Here is a 17,078-nt window from a genome sequence, read left to right as displayed (position 1 = left end):
CGGCCCCGCCGGGAAACACGTTGTGGCGTGATCATCGGAGAACCACATCCACATCCTGGATTCTAAGCGTGTGGATACCGGAGTAGAGCCGTGTTTGAATGTCCGGGTCAACCGACGATGGGGGTTGGTATGGGAGAGCGCAGGGCTTCCGCCGCCGAGCAACTCGCGCACCGGTACCGCTCCCTGGTCGAACACTCCCCCGACGGTATCTGTGTCCACGAACGCGGCATCATCGTCTACGCCAATCCGGCGGCGCTGCGGATCGTGGGCGCCGAGAATCTCGCCGCGGTCCTCGGTCAGAAGATCTCCCGCTTCGTACACCCCGATTACCGGCGCTCCATGTTCGAGCGGATCGCCGGGCTCACGGCCACGGGGATCGCCTCCGAACCCACGGAGATGATCCTGCTCGCCCTGGACGGACGAGAGGTCCCCGCGGAAACCGTTTCGGTGCTGACCGCCTGGCACGATCGGCTGGCGTATCAGGTGGTCATCCACGACCTGTCGAAGCAGAAGGCCGCCGAACGCGCGCAACGGCGAGCCGAACAGCACTTCACCACCGTGGTCTCGCAACTCGAGGAGGGAGTGGCCGTCATCTACCGGGACGGCATCATCGCCTCGGCGAATCCGGCGGCCCGGCGCATCCTCGGTATCGAGGACCTCACCCCGCTGGTGGGCTCCAATATCACCCGGCTACCCCTGGAACTGCTGGACGCCAACGGCCACCCCATGCCCCGCACCCGGCATCCGGTGGCGCGCACCCTGGCCACCGGCGAGACCATCACGGCGTTCGTCTTCGCGGTGGTCCGGCCCGACGGCCAGCGGCGCTGGCTGGCCCTGTCCAGCCGGCTGCTGAACCCGGACGAGCCGGGGGCCGCCGCGGTGTGTTCCTTCGCCGATATCACCGAATACCTGGCCAGCCGCCGGCAGCTCGAATACCAGGCCACCCATGATCCGCTCACCGGCCTGGCCAATCGTTCGCTGATCCTGTCCCAGTTGTCGGGCGCGCTGGCGGCCAGCGGCGCGCACCGGCGGGTGTCCACGGTGATGTTCATCGACCTCGACAGGTTCAAATCCATCAACGACACCCTGGGGCACGCCATCGGCGACACCGTGTTGCAGATCGTGGCGCACCGGTTGCAGCGGGCGCTGCGCCCCGAGGATCTGGTGGGCCGGCTCGGCGGTGACGAGTTCCTCGTTCTGCTGGCCGGACGGCCCGGCGACGAGGAACTCGCCCCGCTGGTACACCGGTTGCGCGCGGCCATGGCCGAGCCGATCGTCGCCCGCGGGCATCGCATCGCGGTGAACGCGTCCATCGGCGTCACCACTCTCGAACCGGGAGACCCCCGCACGCCGGAGGCGGTACTGCACGACGCCGACCTGGCCATGTACCAGGTCAAGACACCCAGTAAGCGGGATACCACGGTGCGGCGCGGCCGGCGCGGCGACACCACCCACGTCTCCTGAACGCAGCGCGGCTACCTGCGTGAACGTCATCCGGTCCGGGGCCGCAGTAGACTCGACAACTCTGCGCACGCAATCGCGTCGTATCCCGCCGAGCCCGGCCCGCCGTGGGTGAGAAGGAGTCAGAACTTGCCCGACAACCGCACCGAGGAACGCCCCACCGCCGCCACCGCCGCCGAGGCGCCCCCGGACGCGGTGACACGGGACATCGATCGGGAGCAGGCGTATCTGTCGGTGTTGTACGACCGGCTGGACGGTATGCGCGCCTACGCCGAGAAGCGTCTGCGCACAGTGCTGCTGGAAACCGGGGGGACCCCGCAGGCACGCACCGAACGGGAATCGTTCACCCAGCTCTACACCGAGGACCTGGCCAAATACGATGCCGCCGAGCACGGTCTGTGTTTCGGCCGCATCGATCTGGCCGACGGTGACAGCGATCCCGAACAGCGCTATATCGGCCGCCTCGGCATCCTGGACGAGGACAACGATTACGAACCGCTGCTGCTCGACTGGCGGGCACCGCTGGCCCGGCCCTTCTACCTGGCCACCACCGCCGCACCGGACGGGGTGGTGCGGCGGCGGCACATCCGTTCCCGCAACCGCGCGGTGACGGCGGTCAACGACGAATACCTCGATCTGGAAGCGGCCCGCCGCGCCGGAGTCACCGCCTCCGACGGTGGTGTCGGCAGTGAAAGCGCCCTGCTGGCCGCCTTGAACGCCGCCCGTACCGGCCAGATGTCGGACATCGTGGAAACCATCCAGAGCGAGCAGGACGCGATCATCCGCGCCGAGCACAAGAGCGTACTGGTGGTCCAGGGCGGGCCGGGCACGGGGAAGACCGCGGTGGCCCTGCACCGCGCGGCGTATCTCCTCTACACCTACCGCCAGCAGCTGGCCAAGAGCGGTGTCCTGATCATCGGCCCCAATGCCACCTTCCTCGACTACATCGGGCAGGTGCTGCCCTCCCTGGGCGAAACCGGTGTGCTGCTGTCCACGATCGGCGATCTCTACCCCGGGGTGAAGGCCACCCTGCCCGATTCGTTGCGGGCCGGGGAGCTGAAGGGCTCGCTCACGGTACTGGAGGTGCTGAAGAACGCGGTCCGCGACCGGCAGGAGGTACCGCGCGAACCGATCACGCTGAATTTCGACGGCTATCCGGTGACAGTGGACCGCAAGATCGTCACCCGGGCGCGCGGCCGGGCACGCTCCTCGCGCCGGCCGCACAATCTGGCGCGGCCGATCTTCGTATCGATGGTGATCGAGGCTCTCACCGACCAGCTCGCGCAGACCCTGGGCGCCGATCCGATGAGCGGCGGCCGCAGTCTGCTCAGCGCCGCCGACCTGTCCGAGATCAGCGACGAGCTCCGGGCCGATCCGAAGGTGGCGCGGGTGCTCGGCGAGCTGTGGCCACTGCTCACACCCCAGCAGGTGCTCGGAGATCTGTTCTCCGACCCGCAACGGCTCGACCGCGCCGCGGGCAAGATCTGGGACCCCGCCGACCGGGCCGAGTTGTTGCGCTCCGGCACCGGGGAGTTCAGTGCGGCCGACGCGCCCTTGCTCGACGAGCTGGCCGAGCTTCTGGGCACCGACGACGCGGAGGAGCGCGAACGCGCGCGGCGGCGCTGGCGCGCCCAGCTCGCCGAGGCGCAGGACGCGCTCGACATCCTGACCGGTTCGGCCCCGCAGGATCTCGAGGACGAGCTCGACCCGGAGATCCTGATGGCTTACGACCTCATCGACGCGACCCAGCTGGCCGAACGACAGCAGGTACGCAACCGGGAGACGACCGCCGAACGCGCCGCGGGCGACCGCACGTGGACCTACGGGCATGTGATCGTGGACGAGGCGCAGGAACTGTCCGAGATGGCCTGGCGCATGGTGATGCGCCGGATCCCGAACCGCTGGGTGACCGTGGTCGGTGATATCGCGCAGACCGGCGACCCGGCGGGCGCGGGATCCTGGGCGCAGATGCTGGAACCCTATGTGGCGAAACGGTGGAAACGTACCGAACTGACCGTCAACTACCGCACGCCCGCGGAGATCATGGCGGTGGCCGCGGATGTACTCGCCGCCATCGATCCGGAGGCCCGGGTGCCGCGGTCGGTGCGGGAATCGGGCCACCCGCCTCGCGCGCACCGGGTCGCGGCGTCCCGGATCGGGGCGGCGCTGGCCGGGTTCCTCGCCGAGGAACAGGGGCCGGGTACGCGCGCGATCCTCGCACCGGCCGAGCTCGTCACCGATTTGTCCGGACTGGCAGGCGAATCCGTGCGGGTCCTCACGGTGACCGAGGCCAAGGGGTTGGAATTCGACGCGGTGTACCTGGTGGAGCCGAGTGCGATCATTGCCGAATCCCCCCGCGGCCGTAACGATCTGTACGTCGCGCTCACCCGCGCCACCCAACGGCTCACCGTGGTGCACAGCACCGGCCTCCCGCCGGAACTGCGGCGGCTGGAGTCGTAAGGTCGCGGCCGGTCGCGACAGGCCACGGCCCCGCCCGGTGGATCCGGGCGGGGCCGTGGCCTGCGGGACGGGTCAGCGCACGGTGTGCACGATCAGTACATCCGACTTCGATTTACGCGCCACATCCGAGGGCACCGAACCCAGCAACCGGCCGGCCAGGGTGTTCAGACCGCGGTTACCCACCACGAGCAGATCGGCCTGGGTCTCCTTGACGAGGTCGAGCAGGGATTCGACCGGCTCGCCCACGATCGCCTTCTCCACGATCTCCTCGGCGCCGGCCGCGACGGCCCGGTCCCGGGCGATACGCAGGATTTCGTTGGTGGGCGCCGAGCCTCGAACCTGGTACGCCTCGTCTTTGAGCATATCGCTCGCCGCGGCGACGTCGCGGTCGTCGGTGGGGTAGTAGGCGCAGGCCACGATCAGTGTCGAGCCCGCGGCTCCGGCCAGTGCGGCGGCCTTGTCCACGGCGACGTACGACGAGTCCGAGCCGTCGGTACCGACGACAATGGTCCGGTAGGCGGTCATTCTCTCCTCCAACTGTGCAGGGTATAAACGCGGCTGCGCTCGTCGTACCCGGAAAGTCCGGGTAGCGGCGCAGCGACTGCGTAGACCATAGCCGCATCCACGACCCGATTATCGGGATTCGTCGTACATCACATACACCGGGTGCGGCGACCGCGGTTCACATTTTTTCACCGTTCATCACCGGCAGCCTCGCCTACCTGCTACTTCCCATCCGCACCCGGAAGGAACTGTGCCGGTTCACAAGGAATACGAAGGTTGTTGGCGCCCTGGGATTTTCCTCACAGTGCCTGCCGGTTTCGGCGCGGCGGCACCATTGCGCGGCTCAGAGCGAGAACAGCGGACCGGTGAGCGTCAGACCCAATTCATCGGTATGCGCGAAAAACGCGAACAGCATGAGCGAGGCACCCGCCAGGGCGAGATCTTTGTTGAACTGAACGGTCTCCGCCCGGGTACTCTCCGCATCGGTTTCCTTCCAGAAACTGTGCATCATGATCATGGTCGGTACGAGCGCGAGGAACAGCAGCAGTGCGCCCGCATCGGCCCAGATACCGAGCAGGATGCTGATACTGCCCAGCAACATCAGTACCCCGGACCCCAGGACGGCCGCCTCCGGCATGGGCACACCCTTGTTCCGCGCGTATTCGGCCATGGCCTTGGTCTGGGTGAAATGCCCCAGCGCCGAGCTCAGGAACAAAATGACGAACATCACTCGGCCGATCAGCACCACGACATCCATGTGCAGCTCCTCATCCTGTAGCCGACGGATACCGCCATCCGCGATGTCGCCTTCGATTACGCGGTCGGCAGCACCTTCGAGGTCACCTCGTCGCGCGAGCGTAACGAATTCTTGGCATATTCCAGCGGAGCCATTCCGATTTCGGCGGTGAACTCCCGAGTGAAATGCGCCTGATCGAAATACCCGAGTTCGGCGGCGAGAGCGGCGAGATCTCCGATACGCCCCTGGGCCAGCAGATCTGCGCCGTCCTGTAATCGATACCGGCGCAGTACCCATTTCGGGCCGGCGCCTATATAGCGCCGGAACAGACGTTGCAGAGTGCGCACCGGCACCCCGAACCGCGCGGCGACCTGATCCACCCGGGTGAGTTCCGGATCTTCGGCCATCGCGGCGGCAATGGCACCGACCAGCTGGTACCCGGGGTCGTTTCCGCCGCGAGCACGCTTGCGCAGGTATTCCTCGACCACCCGCCGACGTCCTGGATCGGTGGGTTCGGCGAGCACTCGCTCGGCGAGATCACCGGTATCGGGCAGTACCTCGGTGAGCGGTACCGCGCGATCACGGAACGCACCGGCATCGAGTCCGGTGAAGGCCCCGAATCCACCCGGCCGGAAGCGTACTCCGAAGGCCTCCCCCAGGCCCGTGAGCTCCCGGACATATTTTCTGGTACAGACCCCGTTCACGAAACCGCCGTACCGGTCACCGTCACGTTCGAAAGTGAGGTGCACGCACGGGTACGGCAACACTTGGGAAAAATAGGGAGCACGCCCCCGCATATCCCAGCGCACCGCCCAGTACCACTGCACATACGAGGCCACACCGGCTCCCGGCGGGAGCCGGTGCAGTGTCCGGTACCGCTCCTGCTCGTGCGGATACAGGATCGCCTTGCGGTCCCCGGGTGGCGGTACCGATCCGGCCGGAATCGCGCCGTCGGCCACGCCGGCCCCGGGCACGCTCACCACGCCCCCGGCTTTCCGGCAGGACACACGTAGGCGGCGAACGCCCGATCCGGCGCGTACCGCCTGACGTGTCGCTTTCTTACAAGATCCGCATGGGCCGCTGGGGCAGAGTCGAACTCATGAGCGAAACCGTGAATCCGATTCCCGCCGGCTACCATTCGATCACCGTCTTCATCGCAGTCCCCGACGGTAATGCCGCGATCGACTTCTACACCGCCGTATTCGACGCCGAGGTCCTCACCCGCAACGATATGCCCGACGGGCAACCCGTCCACGCCGAACTGAAGATCGGTGATTCCACCATCCAACTGGGCCTTCCCGTGCCGGAGCAGAACGTTCTGGTGCCCACCGGTGAATGGGTGCACACCTCGCTGGTCCACTACTGCCCGGATGTCGACGCGGTGATCGCCCGCGCCCGCGAGCACGGAGCGAAGGTGGCCGAGGATCCGGCCACCTTCGTCACCGGCGATCGCTACGGCGCCCTGCTGGATCCGTTCGGCCATCGCTGGGTCGTCATGACCCGGGTGGAGGACGTATCCCGCGAGGAAGCCGAGCGGCGTGTGAACGAATGGCTGGCCACCCAGGGCTGACCGCCGCACCGACCGGATACCGGTCACTGCAGCCCGGCCGCGTCCATACCGCGCAGCTCCTTCTTGAGATCGGCGATCTCGTCGCGGAGCCGGCCCGCGAGCTCGAATTGCAGTTCGCGGGCCGCGTTCATCATCTGATCGGTGAGCTCGGCCACCAGATCGGCCAGCTCGGCGCGCGGCATCGACTTGATATCGCGACCCTCCACGATGCCCGCGCTCACCGCCCGCCCCGGCTCACCCTGGGCGCGGCGGCCGCGGCTGGCATTGCGGCCCGAACCGCCCACCGCGACCTCGTCGTCGGCCTCGGAGTAGACCTGGTCGAGGATATCGGCGATCTTCTTGCGCAGCGGCTGCGGATCGATCCCCATCTCTTCGTTGTAGGCGAGTTGTTTGGCGCGCCGGCGTTCCGTTTCGTCGATGGCGTCGCGCATCGAATCGGTGATCTTGTCCGCGTACATGTGCACCTCGCCCGAGACATTGCGGGCGGCGCGGCCGATGGTCTGGATCAGGCTCTTGGTACTGCGCAGGAAGCCCTCCTTGTCGGCGTCCAGAATCGCGACCAGCGATACCTCCGGCAGGTCCAGGCCCTCGCGCAGCAGGTTGATACCCACCAGCACGTCGTACTCACCGAGCCGCAGCTGCCGCAGCAGCTCCACGCGCCGCAGCGTATCGATCTCCGAATGCAGATACCGCACCCGCACGCCCAGCCCGAGCAGGTAATCGGTGAGATCCTCGGCCATCTTCTTGGTGAGCGTGGTGACCAGAACCCGTTCGTCACGCTCGGTGCGCAACCGGATCTCGTGCACCAGATCATCGATCTGGCCCTTGGTGGGTTTGACGACGACCTGCGGATCGACCAGCCCGGTCGGGCGGATGACCTGCTCCACCACCTCCCCGCCGGTGCGGCCCAGTTCGTAGTCGCCGGGCGTTGCCGACAGGTAGACCGCCTGGCCGATCCGTTCGGCGAACTCCTCCCAGGTGAGCGGGCGATTGTCCACCGCCGAGGGCAACCGGAAACCGTATTCGACGAGATTACGCTTGCGCGACATATCCCCCTCGTACATACCGCCGATCTGCGGCACCGTCACATGGGATTCGTCGATGACGAGCAGGAAATCGTCGGGGAAGTAGTCCAGCAGGGTGGCGGGCGCGGATCCGGCGGGCCGGCCGTCGATATGGCGCGAATAGTTCTCGATACCCGAGCAGAAACCCACCTGACGGATCATTTCGAGGTCGTACTGGGTGCGCATCCGCAATCGCTGGGCCTCCAGCAACTTGCCCTTGCGCTCGAGTTCGGCGAGACGTTCCTCGAGCTCGGCCTCGATATCGGTGACCGCGCGCGCCATCCGCTCCGGGCCCGCCACATAGTGGGTGGCGGGGAAGATACGCAGCATATCGACTTTGCGCACCACATCCCCGGTGAGCGGATGCAGATAGTAGAGTTCCTCGATCTCGTCACCGAAGAATTCGATGCGCACCGCCAGTTCCTCGTACGAGGGGATGATCTCGACGGTATCGCCGCGCACCCGGAACGAACCCCGGGTGAACGACATATCGTTCCGTGTGTACTGGACGTCCACCAGCATTCGCAGGAAGGCGTCACGGTCGATTTCCGTCCCCACCTCGAGCAGCACCGAACGGTCCAGGTACGACTGCGGCGTGCCCAGGCCATAGATACAGGACACCGACGCGACCACCACCACGTCTCGCCGCGAGAGCAGTGCGGAGGTGGCCGAATGACGCAACCGCTCCACATCGTCGTTGATCGAGCTGTCCTTCTCGATATAGGTGTCGGTCTGCGCGATATACGCCTCGGGCTGGTAGTAGTCGTAATACGAGACGAAGTACTCGACCGCGTTGTGTGGCAGCATCTCGCGCAGTTCGTTGGCCAGCTGGGCCGCCAGCGTCTTGTTCGGCGCCATCACCAGGGTGGGCCGCTGTAGCCGTTCGATGAGCCAGGCGGTGGTCGCGGACTTACCGGTACCGGTGGCGCCGAGTAGCACCACATCGGGCTCCCCCGCCTTGATCCGGCGTTCCAGCTCGTCGATCGCCGCCGGCTGATCCCCGGCCGGCTGATACGGGCTGACCACCTCGAACCGGCCGCCGGTCCGCTCGATACCGCCGACCGGGCGGAACTCCGATTTCGCCAGCGGAGTCTCCCCGTCGGCCGCGGTTGCGCTGACGCCGGCCGCACGGAGTTCGGTTGCGAATGCCATGCCCCAAGACTAGGCGCGGACACCGACAGAATCCCGCCCCTCGACCTGTGCCCCGGCGCACGCCGGGCGATCGGATCCGACGCGATGAGCGGCGGACCGGACGCGTGGGCGGCAGAGTGGGTAGATTCGACGACTGTGACCGAGGCAGCGACCGTACACGTCCACCGGCCGAAGGTGGAGTACTTCGATATCGCGGAATTGACGAATACCGATCCGAAAGGATTCGTCCGCGATGTGGAGCGCTACCATCTCGAACCCTGGGGCCTGTACATGGCGCGGACCGCCGACCACGCGCAATTCCATTATCTGGAGTCGTGGCTGCTCCCCGAACTGCACCTGCGGGCGACGGTGTTCCATTTCCGGCCCGCGCATCGCCGCGATCAGGACTACTACCTCGACATCGGCGACTTCGGCGAGGTCGGACCGAAGAAATGGCGCGCGGAGGACCACTATCTCGATCTGGTGGTCCGTACGGGACGGGGGACCGAACTCATGGACGTCGACGAACTCCTGGCCGCGCACACCGCGGGCCTGCTGGACACCCGCACCGCCGAGCGAGCAGTGGCCACGGCCACCCGGGCGATCGACGGTATCGCCGCCCACAACTACGATTTCCTCGCCTGGACGGCATCGCTCGATATGCCACTCACCTGGCTGTGACCCCCGGTCGCCCGGGCATTCCAGGCGCCGCGCACCTCGCCCGGCGGCCTGGGCGCGCCCGGCGTCTTCGCTACCGCTCCTCCGGATGCGCGGCTCGCCAGGTGAGCACCCGCTGGTACACCGCATCGAACCACGGGTCTTCGATCGCCGCGCAGGCGGCGACCGCGCCCTCCCCGTCGAGCCCGGCGGCCGCGGCCGCGGCTTTCCGCTTCACCTCGGTGTACTCCGCCCGGGCGGCCGGCTCTGCGCGCAGCCAGTCGCGGAAGGCGAGGGCGAATTCCTGACCGGGCCCACCGGCAACCCGCAGATGGACATACGCCGGCCGCCCGGGATCGGCACTGCCGTGCACACGTTTCTCCCAGCGCCCCTCATCCACACCGAGCTCGGGATCGTCGTGGGTGTGCCGCGGGATCGCCGGGAACCCGGCGGCGGCCAGCGCGTCGCGGATACCGTCGGCCGCGGCGCGGTCCGGCACGCAGATCTGCAGGTCGAGCACATCTTTCGCGGGCAGACCGGGCACAGCGGTGGCACCGATATGGTCGACCCGTACCGCGGCGGCGCCGGCGGCCACCCGTAGCCGTGCGATCAGCCGCTGCGCCTGCGCGGGCCAGTCCGGATCCGGGTCGACGAGCCGGGGTGCCGGCCGTACCGCGCTACCGGAACGCAGATTCGCCTCGAACGGCACCAACCGCTCGTCCCACAGCCGCGCCACGGCGGCTTCGACCACTTCGGTGGGGCCGTTGTTGTCCAGCAGCACATCGGCGGCGGCGCGGCGCTGCTCGTCGGTCGCCTGGGCGGCGATCCGCGCCCGCGCATCGTCTTCGGATACGCCACGGAATTCGACCAGACGCCGGATCCGGGTTTCGGCGGCCACGTCGACCACCAGCACCAGATGCATGAACGGTGCCATATGGTTCTCCACCAGCAACGGAACGTCTTGAACCACAATGGCGTCCGGCGCGGCGGCGGCGAAGAGTTCGGCCGTGCGCTGCCCCACCAGCGGGTGGGTGATCGAATTCAGCGTGGTGCGGGATTCGTCGTCGCGAAACGCCTTGGCCGCCAGGGCCGGCCGATCCAGGCTGCCGTCCGCGGCCAGAATATCCGAGCCGAACGCCTCGACCAGGGCGGCGAGCCCCGGTGTGCCGACCGCGACCACTTCCCGCGCGATGACATCGGAGTCGATCAGTACCGCCCCCCGGGCCACGAGTGCCCGCGCGACCGTCGATTTACCCGCTCCCATACCGCCGGTGAGGCCGATTCGTAACATTCGCACAGTCTCGCATTCCCCGGTACCGGAGCAACGGCGAGGTTTCCGCGCCTCACCCGCTCGACACGCCCAGGTGTGGCAGAACAGCGCAAATATCCCGATCGGGCCGGTGACTGCGTTAATGTTCGGCCTGAGTGCACGCCCCGATTCACCGCTTCTGTTACGGATAGCAAAGGAACGAGCATGCGCATCAGGCACTACCGCACAGGCCGGCACCGGCTGGGGGCGCCGGGGCGGGTGCACTGTCTCACCATTCCGGCTGTGGCGGCGTATCTGGCGGAGAACCGCCGTGCCTGGCCGATCCTGTTCACCATCGCACCCCGACACAGTCTCGCCGCTCATCGCCCACGTCCGTCGATCGTCTGGCCGCGCTGGGTCCCGGTCCCGGTAGGTTAGTTCCCGACGGACAGCGGTGGCCCGGTCCGGCGGACCGGGCCACCGTCGTGTCGAGGGCCCGGACCGCAGCGCGGCCGACGGCGATGAGGTCCGCGGTGGGATCCGCCGGTCACAGGCCCAGCGAGCGAATCAGATCCAGCATCTCGGCGCGGAAGAGTTCGGCCGGATCCGCCGACTGCGGCCGTAGACCTCCAGCGCGACCAGCCCGTGCATCCGCCCCCGCATCCGGAGTGCCAGGGCGAGCCCGGCGGGCGGCAGTCCGGGAAAATCCGCCCGGACGTGCGCGGCCGGTTCCGGCGCGAAATCAGCCCATTCGAACCCGGAATCCACGACTGGGTCCGGCCGCCGCGAACAGGCCGACCAGCCACCGGCGTGATCGGGTTCTCGCGTGGTCGCCGAGGGCGTAGCGCGAGGTCACCGAAGGCGGGCGTTCACCACCGCGGAATTCCGCTTTCCACGCGAACGTGGTGGTACCGAGTGGCAGGTGGCCGACTGGCGCGACGCCGACAGTATCGGCACCGCGATCGCCGGACTCGATATCGTGATCAGCGCGGTCGACGCCGGACACGGGATCGACGAAACGATCGCGCGGGCCGGCGATTTCGTCACGGGCGCGAAGGCGATGGTGACGGCCCTGGCACACCATCCGGACACGCGGTTACTCGTAATCGGTGGTGCCGGCAGTCTGGAGATCGCCCCCGGTCGGCAACTCGTGGACGAGCCGGGTTTCGCGGACAACCTTCCCACCACACTCGGCGTACCCCGCGAATACCACCGCGTCATCGCCGCCCTGCGCGACGCACTGGATATCTATCGCACGTCGAATCGCCTGTGGACCTACCTCAGCCCGTCCTCGGGCCGCGTCGACCCGGGCGAACGGACCGGCCGATTCCGGATCGGCGGTGATCAACTGCTCGATACCGGCGGCCGCGATATCTCCACCGAGGACCTCGCGGTGGCGCTTCTCGACGAAGCGCAAGTACCGCGGTTCATCCAGCGCGGATTCACCGTCGGGTATTGACACGGAAAAGACCCCGGTCCGCGAGGGACCGGGGTCTTTTCCGTTCGGCTATCGGCTACCGGTATCCGCCTCAGGCGTTACCGGACAGCTTCTCCCGCAGTGCGGCGAGCTGGGCGTCGCTGGCGAGCGAACCGCCCGCCGACTCCTGCTGGCCGGCGCTGGTCTGCGCGCCGCTCTCGGAGGAGTAGTTCGACGCACCGCCGCCACCCGCGGCCTCGGCCGCGGCGTCGGCCGCCATCTTCTCCATCTGCGCGGTGTGCATCTTGTGCCGGCGCTCCGCCTCGGCGTAGCGGCCTTCCCACTCTTCGCGCTGCTTGTCGAAGCCCTCGAGCCATTCGTTGGTCTCGGGATCGAAGCCCTCGGGGAAGATGTAGTTGCCCTGCTCGTCGTAGCTGTCGGCCATACCGTACTTCGACGGATCGAACTCGGGGCTGTAGTCCTCGTTGGCCTGCTTGAGGCTCAGCGAGATCCGGCGACGTTCCAGGTCGATATCGATGACCTTGACCATCGCGTCGTCGCCGACGACCACGACCTGATCCGGGACCTCGACATGCCGCTCGGCGAGCTCGGAGATGTGCACCAGACCCTCGATGCCCTCCTCCACGCGGACGAACGCACCGAAGGGAACCAGCTTGGTGACCTTACCGGGCACGATCTGGCCGATGGCGTGAGTACGAGCGAACTGCCGCCACGGATCTTCCTGGGTGGCCTTCAGCGACAGCGAGACGCGCTCGCGGTCCAGATCGACGTCGAGAACCTCGACGGTGACCTCGTTGCCCACCTCGACCACCTCGGACGGGTGATCGATGTGCTTCCAGGACAGCTCGGAGACGTGCACCAGACCGTCGACACCGCCGAGGTCGACGAAGGCGCCGAAGTTGACGATGGAGGAGACCACACCCTTGCGGACCTGGCCCTTCTGCAGCTGGTGCAGGAACTCGCTGCGCACCTCGGACTGGGTCTGCTCCAGCCAGGCACGGCGGGACAGGACCACGTTGTTGCGGTTCTTGTCCAGCTCGATGATCTTGGCCTCGATCTCCTTGCCGACATACGGCTGCAGATCGCGGACCCGGCGCATCTCGACCAGCGAGGCGGGCAGGAAGCCGCGCAGACCGATGTCGAGGATCAGACCGCCCTTGACGACCTCGATCACGGTGCCGCGAACGGCCTCGTCCTTCTCCTTGAGCTCCTCGATCGTGCCCCAGGCGCGTTCGTACTGCGCCCGTTTCTTGGACAGGATCAGGCGACCCTCTTTGTCCTCCTTGGTGAGGACCAGGGCCTCCACCTCATCGCCCACGGAAACGACCTCGTTCGGGTCGACATCATGTTTGATGGAGAGCTCGCGAGACGGGATGACGCCTTCGGTCTTGTAACCGATGTCGAGCAGGACCTCGTCGCGGTCGACTTTGACGATGGTTCCTTCGACGATATCGCCGTCGTTGAAGTACTTGATCGTGGCGTCGATGGCGGCGAGGAAATCCTCGGCGGAGCCGATATCGTTGACGGCTACCTGCGGCGAGGTGACGGTGGTGGGCATGTGGCGGTTTGCTCCGGACGGATTGTGATCGGTTGCGGACATTGAGACTTTCGGTACGCTGCGATACACCCAGCGGCTCCAGGTGTGATCACTTGCGCGTTCAGCGTACGCGACCTGTATACGGGCGGGCAAACGACCCCCCGCCGCGGAACTATAGGCTTCACGTCGTGTCCGACGACCTCGTACAAGATCGCCACGCTCAGGCCACTGCCACGCTGGGGACCGCAGGCGCCGCACGCTTACGGGTCGGATCCGCCGAGAGCGAACGCGCGAGCCGGCGCTGGTGGGATGCCGACGCCGACCAGTATCACGATACCCATGGTGAGTTCCTGGGCGCCGAAAGCCACGGCGGCGAGTTCGTCTGGTGCCCGGAGGGCCTGCACGAGGGCGATATGCGCCTGCTCGGCGATATCGCCGGAAAACGGATCCTCGAGGTGGGCTGCGGTTCGGCGCCGTGCGCGCGCTGGCTGGCCGGTCAGGGCGCGTATCCGATCGGATTGGACCTGTCGCGGGGCATGCTGGAACGCGGGGTGGCCGCCATGAACCGGGGTGGGCCCCGCGTACCGCTGGTACAGGCCGGAGCGGAGGCGCTGCCGTTCGCGGACGGATCGTTCGATCTGGCGTGTTCGGCCTTCGGCGCCGTCCCGTTCGTCGCCGATTCCGCGCTGGTGATGCGGGAGGTGGCGCGGGTCCTGCGGCCGGGCGGCCGCTGGGTCTTCGCCGTGAACCACCCGATGCGCTGGATATTCCGCGACGATCCGGGCCCGGCCGGTCTCGAGGCGGTATTTCCCTATTTCGATCGCACGCCGTACACGGAATTCGACGGTGCGGGCCGGTGCACCTATGTGGAGCACCATCGGACGATCGGCGACCGCGTCCGGGAAATAGTCGCGGCGGGGCTGATGCTCGACGATATCGTCGAGCCCGATTGGCCGGAATGGCTGGACCGGGAATGGGGCCAGTGGAGCCCGCTGCGCGGGCAGATCTTCCCCGGCACGGCCATCTTCGTCAGCCACAAACCCGGCTCGCCGGGCTGAACCGCCCCGGAAGCCGGCGTTCGCGAGCGCGACCGCCGGGCCATCGGAAATCCCGGGCCGGCGCCGAGGGCGGGCCCGGGATGCTTCCGGAACTGTTCAGGACTCGTCGCCGCGAGCCGGTCGCGGGGAGCGTCCGGCCTGCTCGAGAGCACGCCGGAGAGCGAATTCGATCTGAGCGTTCACACTGCGCAGATCATCGGCTGCCCATGTCGCGACCGCGTCGTACACCGCCGGGTCGAGCCGGAGCAGGACCTTCTTGCGTTCGGCCATCAGTGGTACAGCGATCCCGCGTTGACCACCGGCTGGGTGGCCCGGTCACCACACAGCACCACCAGCAGATTCGACACCATGGCGGCCTTGCGCTCCTCGTCGAGTTCCACCATGCCCTCGGCGGCGAGGCGGTCCAGCGCGAGGCCCACCATGCCGACCGCGCCCTCCACGATGCGGGTGCGAGCCGCCACCACCTGCGCGGCCTGCTGGCGGACCAGCATCGCCTGCGCGATCTCCGGCGCGTAGGCCAGGTGGGTGATCCGAGCCTCGATGACCTCGATACCCGCGGTTCCGGTGCGATCGCGCAGTTCCACGGTGAGCTCTTCGGCGACCTCGGAGCCGTCGCGCAAGCTGGTGCGATCGTCCTCGTGGGCGTCATAGGGATGAGTGGTGGCCAGGTGCCGGACCGCGGCCTCGGACTGGGTTTCCACGTACTCCTCGTAGTCGTCGACGGCGAAGGCGGCCTTGAAGCTGTCCACTACCTTGTAGACCACCACGGCCGCGATCTCCACCGGGTTGCCGTCGGCATCGTTGACCTTCAGCTTCTGGGTTTCGAAATTACGGACCCGCAGCGAGATACTGCGGCGATCGGTCAACGGCAGCACCGAGAAGAAGCCGGGATCGCTCACCGATCCGATGTAGCGGCCGAAGAACTGCACGACCTTCGCCTCGTTCGGGTTCACGACCGTCAGGCCGGTGATACCCAGCAGCAGCACCACCTCCAGCACACAGGCAACGATCGCCCCGATCAGCGCGGGCGCGTTCTGGTTCTGCTTGAAGACCACGAATCCCGCGACCGCTACCGCCGCCAGGGCGATGGCGAGCACCAGCCATATCAACAGCACCACGAACCCGTTGACCCGAGCGGCGTTCCGGAACGACATGACATCCTCCATCTATCAAAGTGATATCACCAAGATAGCAGAAAGCACGCCCGGTCACGAGATGTGCCGGCGGCACCGGCCCGCGGACCGATCGCCCGCGCCGGTCCTGCGACCATGGCCGGATGGAACAGACCAAGCCCGGACAGCCGTTGCGGCTCGGCATCCTCGACGGGGACGGGATCGGGCCAGAGGTGGTGGGCTCGGCGCGGCGGGTGGTGGACGAGGCGATCGCGCCGGATATCGATCTGGTGATCGTCCGCGAGAACAGCGAGGGTTTCTACGCCGACCGCAATATGGCCGTGGGATCCGGAGAGTTCTGCCCCACCCGGATACCGCGCTCTCCATCGGACTGGTGACCCGGGCGGCGTGCGAGCGGATCGCGCACGAGGCGTTCCGGCTGGCCGCCGGCCGGCGGGGGCGGATGACGGTCGTGCACAAGGCGAATGTGCTGCCGCTGACCACGGGGCTGTTCCGCGATACCTGCTACGCCGTCGCGCGGGAGTACCCCGCAGTCACGGTCACCGACGAACACGTGAACGCGACGGCCGCGCATCTGGTCCGCTCCCCCGGCGACTTCGACGTCCTGGTCACCGAGAACCTGTTCGGCGATATCCTGTCCGACCTCGCCGCCCAGCTCGCCGGATCACTGGGCACCGCACCCTCCTCGAACTGCTCCGCGACCCGGGCGATGGCCCAGGCGGTCCACGGCGCGGCACCGGATATCGCGGGCCGCAACCGGGCGGACCCGGTGGCCCTGCAGCTGTCCGCGGCCATGCTGCTGCGCTGGCTGGCCGACCGGCGCGCCGAACCGGTGCTCGCCGCGGCGGCCGACCGGATCGATCGGGCGGTAGCGGCGACCTTCGCGGCCGGGATCGCGACCGCCGATCTCGGTGGCCTCGCCTCGACGAGTGAATTCACCGAACAGGTCACCGCGCGCGTACACCGCTGGTAGCGGCCGGTACGCCAGGGACGGCAAGCACAGGTCCGCCCCGGAAGACATACCCGGATCCGGCAGCCGGAACGCGCACTCACGCGGCGCCCGCCGCGCTCCCTGCCGCG

Annotated in this window: 16 protein-coding genes and 1 pseudogene; 8 read left to right on the top strand and 9 right to left on the bottom strand. The window is 67.5% G+C overall.

The window, feature by feature from the left end:
- The first annotated feature begins 129 nt into the window (after positions 1-129).
- Together ACYR7D_RS16055 and ACYR7D_RS16050 are read left to right on the top strand one after the other, a co-directional pair.
- A complete protein-coding gene (locus ACYR7D_RS16055; RefSeq protein WP_459545385.1) occupies positions 130-1,464 on the top strand; it encodes a diguanylate cyclase domain-containing protein in 1,335 nt (444 codons plus the stop codon).
- 126 nt (positions 1,465-1,590) lie between these two features.
- On the top strand, positions 1,591-3,921 hold the full coding sequence (locus ACYR7D_RS16050) for a HelD family protein (RefSeq protein ID WP_459545384.1): 2,331 nt from the start codon (positions 1,591-1,593) through the stop codon (positions 3,919-3,921).
- 72 nt (positions 3,922-3,993) lie between these two features.
- On the opposite strand, the gene ACYR7D_RS16045 is transcribed toward ACYR7D_RS16050, so the two are convergent.
- From ACYR7D_RS16045 to ACYR7D_RS16035, 3 genes are all read right to left on the bottom strand, one after another.
- The gene (locus ACYR7D_RS16045) at positions 3,994-4,446 is read right to left on the bottom strand and encodes a universal stress protein (protein WP_459545383.1); all 453 of its coding nucleotides are present in this window, start codon (positions 4,444-4,446) and stop codon (positions 3,994-3,996) included.
- Positions 4,447-4,768: 322 nt separating this feature from the next.
- Positions 4,769-5,182 (bottom strand): DoxX family protein, encoded by a 414-nt coding sequence (locus ACYR7D_RS16040; RefSeq protein WP_459545382.1) that lies wholly within the window; start codon positions 5,180-5,182, stop codon positions 4,769-4,771.
- Between the two features lie 56 nt (positions 5,183-5,238).
- On the bottom strand, positions 5,239-6,141 hold the full coding sequence (locus tag ACYR7D_RS16035) for a DUF6597 domain-containing transcriptional factor (RefSeq protein WP_459545381.1): 903 nt from the start codon (positions 6,139-6,141) through the stop codon (positions 5,239-5,241).
- Positions 6,142-6,260: 119 nt separating this feature from the next.
- Here ACYR7D_RS16035 and ACYR7D_RS16030 point away from each other — a divergent pair, with 119 nt between their 5' ends.
- Positions 6,261-6,731, top strand: a complete 471-nt coding sequence (locus tag ACYR7D_RS16030; protein ID WP_459545380.1) for a VOC family protein — start codon at positions 6,261-6,263, stop codon at positions 6,729-6,731.
- A gap of 23 nt (positions 6,732-6,754) precedes the next feature.
- On the opposite strand, the gene uvrB is transcribed toward ACYR7D_RS16030, so the two are convergent.
- Positions 6,755-8,947, bottom strand: a complete 2,193-nt coding sequence (gene uvrB / locus ACYR7D_RS16025; protein ID WP_459545379.1) for an excinuclease ABC subunit UvrB — start codon at positions 8,945-8,947, stop codon at positions 6,755-6,757.
- Positions 8,948-9,082: 135 nt separating this feature from the next.
- Between uvrB and ACYR7D_RS16020 the strand changes: the two genes are divergently transcribed.
- Positions 9,083-9,607 carry a ribonuclease FAU-1 family protein gene (locus tag ACYR7D_RS16020; protein ID WP_459545378.1) on the top strand — a complete coding sequence of 175 codons (525 nt, stop codon included), beginning with the start codon at positions 9,083-9,085 and terminating at the stop codon, positions 9,605-9,607.
- A gap of 70 nt (positions 9,608-9,677) precedes the next feature.
- On the opposite strand, the gene coaE is transcribed toward ACYR7D_RS16020, so the two are convergent.
- A complete protein-coding gene (gene coaE / locus ACYR7D_RS16015; protein ID WP_459545377.1) occupies positions 9,678-10,874 on the bottom strand; it encodes a dephospho-CoA kinase in 1,197 nt (398 codons plus the stop codon).
- Between the two features lie 183 nt (positions 10,875-11,057).
- On the opposite strand from coaE, the gene ACYR7D_RS16010 reads away from it, so the two are divergent.
- Positions 11,058-11,270, top strand: coding sequence for a hypothetical protein (locus tag ACYR7D_RS16010; protein ID WP_459545376.1), 213 nt, complete (start codon positions 11,058-11,060; stop codon positions 11,268-11,270).
- Between the two features lie 129 nt (positions 11,271-11,399).
- On the opposite strand, the gene ACYR7D_RS16005 is transcribed toward ACYR7D_RS16010, so the two are convergent.
- Positions 11,400-11,600, bottom strand: a complete 201-nt coding sequence (locus tag ACYR7D_RS16005; protein WP_459545375.1) for a hypothetical protein — start codon at positions 11,598-11,600, stop codon at positions 11,400-11,402.
- A 58-nt stretch (positions 11,601-11,658) separates the two neighbouring features.
- Between ACYR7D_RS16005 and ACYR7D_RS16000 the strand changes: the two genes are divergently transcribed.
- The gene (locus ACYR7D_RS16000) at positions 11,659-12,291 is read left to right on the top strand and encodes an NAD(P)-dependent oxidoreductase (protein WP_459545374.1); all 633 of its coding nucleotides are present in this window, start codon (positions 11,659-11,661) and stop codon (positions 12,289-12,291) included.
- Between the two features lie 70 nt (positions 12,292-12,361).
- Here the strand turns inward: ACYR7D_RS16000 and rpsA are convergent, their stop codons facing one another.
- Positions 12,362-13,828, bottom strand: a complete 1,467-nt coding sequence (rpsA, locus tag ACYR7D_RS15995) for a 30S ribosomal protein S1 (protein WP_459545373.1) — start codon at positions 13,826-13,828, stop codon at positions 12,362-12,364.
- A 167-nt stretch (positions 13,829-13,995) separates the two neighbouring features.
- Here rpsA and ACYR7D_RS15990 point away from each other — a divergent pair, with 167 nt between their 5' ends.
- A complete protein-coding gene (locus tag ACYR7D_RS15990; RefSeq protein WP_459545372.1) occupies positions 13,996-14,865 on the top strand; it encodes a class I SAM-dependent methyltransferase in 870 nt (289 codons plus the stop codon).
- Positions 14,866-14,961: 96 nt separating this feature from the next.
- On the opposite strand, the gene ACYR7D_RS15985 is transcribed toward ACYR7D_RS15990, so the two are convergent.
- Positions 14,962-15,135: a type II toxin-antitoxin system antitoxin gene (locus tag ACYR7D_RS15985; RefSeq protein WP_459545371.1), complete on the bottom strand. Its 174-nt coding sequence runs from the start codon at positions 15,133-15,135 to the stop codon at positions 14,962-14,964.
- Positions 15,135-16,019 carry an SPFH domain-containing protein gene (locus tag ACYR7D_RS15980; protein WP_459545370.1) on the bottom strand — a complete coding sequence of 295 codons (885 nt, stop codon included), beginning with the start codon at positions 16,017-16,019 and terminating at the stop codon, positions 15,135-15,137. The genes ACYR7D_RS15985 and ACYR7D_RS15980 overlap by 1 nt, the downstream gene beginning before the upstream one ends.
- A gap of 224 nt (positions 16,020-16,243) precedes the next feature.
- On the opposite strand from ACYR7D_RS15980, the pseudogene ACYR7D_RS15975 reads away from it, so the two are divergent.
- Positions 16,244-16,971, top strand: a pseudogene (locus ACYR7D_RS15975) (isocitrate/isopropylmalate family dehydrogenase); the annotation flags it as partial.
- Positions 16,972-17,078: the final 107 nt, after the last annotated feature.

This window comes from Nocardia sp. X0981 (assembly GCF_977089955.1).
The sequence above is the reverse complement of the archived record's forward strand: the minus strand, read 5'-3'. Positions and strand labels throughout refer to the sequence as shown.

Bases quoted from the DNA above. Each gene is read 5' to 3' on its own strand.
- ACYR7D_RS16055 (WP_459545385.1), top strand. From the start codon at position 130: ATGGGAGAGCGCAGGGCTTCCGCCGCCGAGCAACTCGCGCACCGGTAC.
- ACYR7D_RS16045 (WP_459545383.1), bottom strand. From the start codon at position 4,446: ATGACCGCCTACCGGACCATTGTCGTCGGTACCGACGGCTCGGACTCG.
- ACYR7D_RS16040 (WP_459545382.1), bottom strand. From the start codon at position 5,182: ATGGATGTCGTGGTGCTGATCGGCCGAGTGATGTTCGTCATTTTGTTC.
- ACYR7D_RS16030 (WP_459545380.1), top strand. From the start codon at position 6,261: ATGAGCGAAACCGTGAATCCGATTCCCGCCGGCTACCATTCGATCACC.
- uvrB (WP_459545379.1), bottom strand. From the start codon at position 8,947: ATGGCATTCGCAACCGAACTCCGTGCGGCCGGCGTCAGCGCAACCGCG.
- coaE (WP_459545377.1), bottom strand. From the start codon at position 10,874: ATGTTACGAATCGGCCTCACCGGCGGTATGGGAGCGGGTAAATCGACG.
- ACYR7D_RS16010 (WP_459545376.1), top strand. From the start codon at position 11,058: ATGCGCATCAGGCACTACCGCACAGGCCGGCACCGGCTGGGGGCGCCG.
- rpsA (WP_459545373.1), bottom strand. From the start codon at position 13,828: ATGCCCACCACCGTCACCTCGCCGCAGGTAGCCGTCAACGATATCGGC.
- ACYR7D_RS15985 (WP_459545371.1), bottom strand. From the start codon at position 15,135: ATGGCCGAACGCAAGAAGGTCCTGCTCCGGCTCGACCCGGCGGTGTAC.
- ACYR7D_RS15980 (WP_459545370.1), bottom strand. From the start codon at position 16,019: ATGTCGTTCCGGAACGCCGCTCGGGTCAACGGGTTCGTGGTGCTGTTG.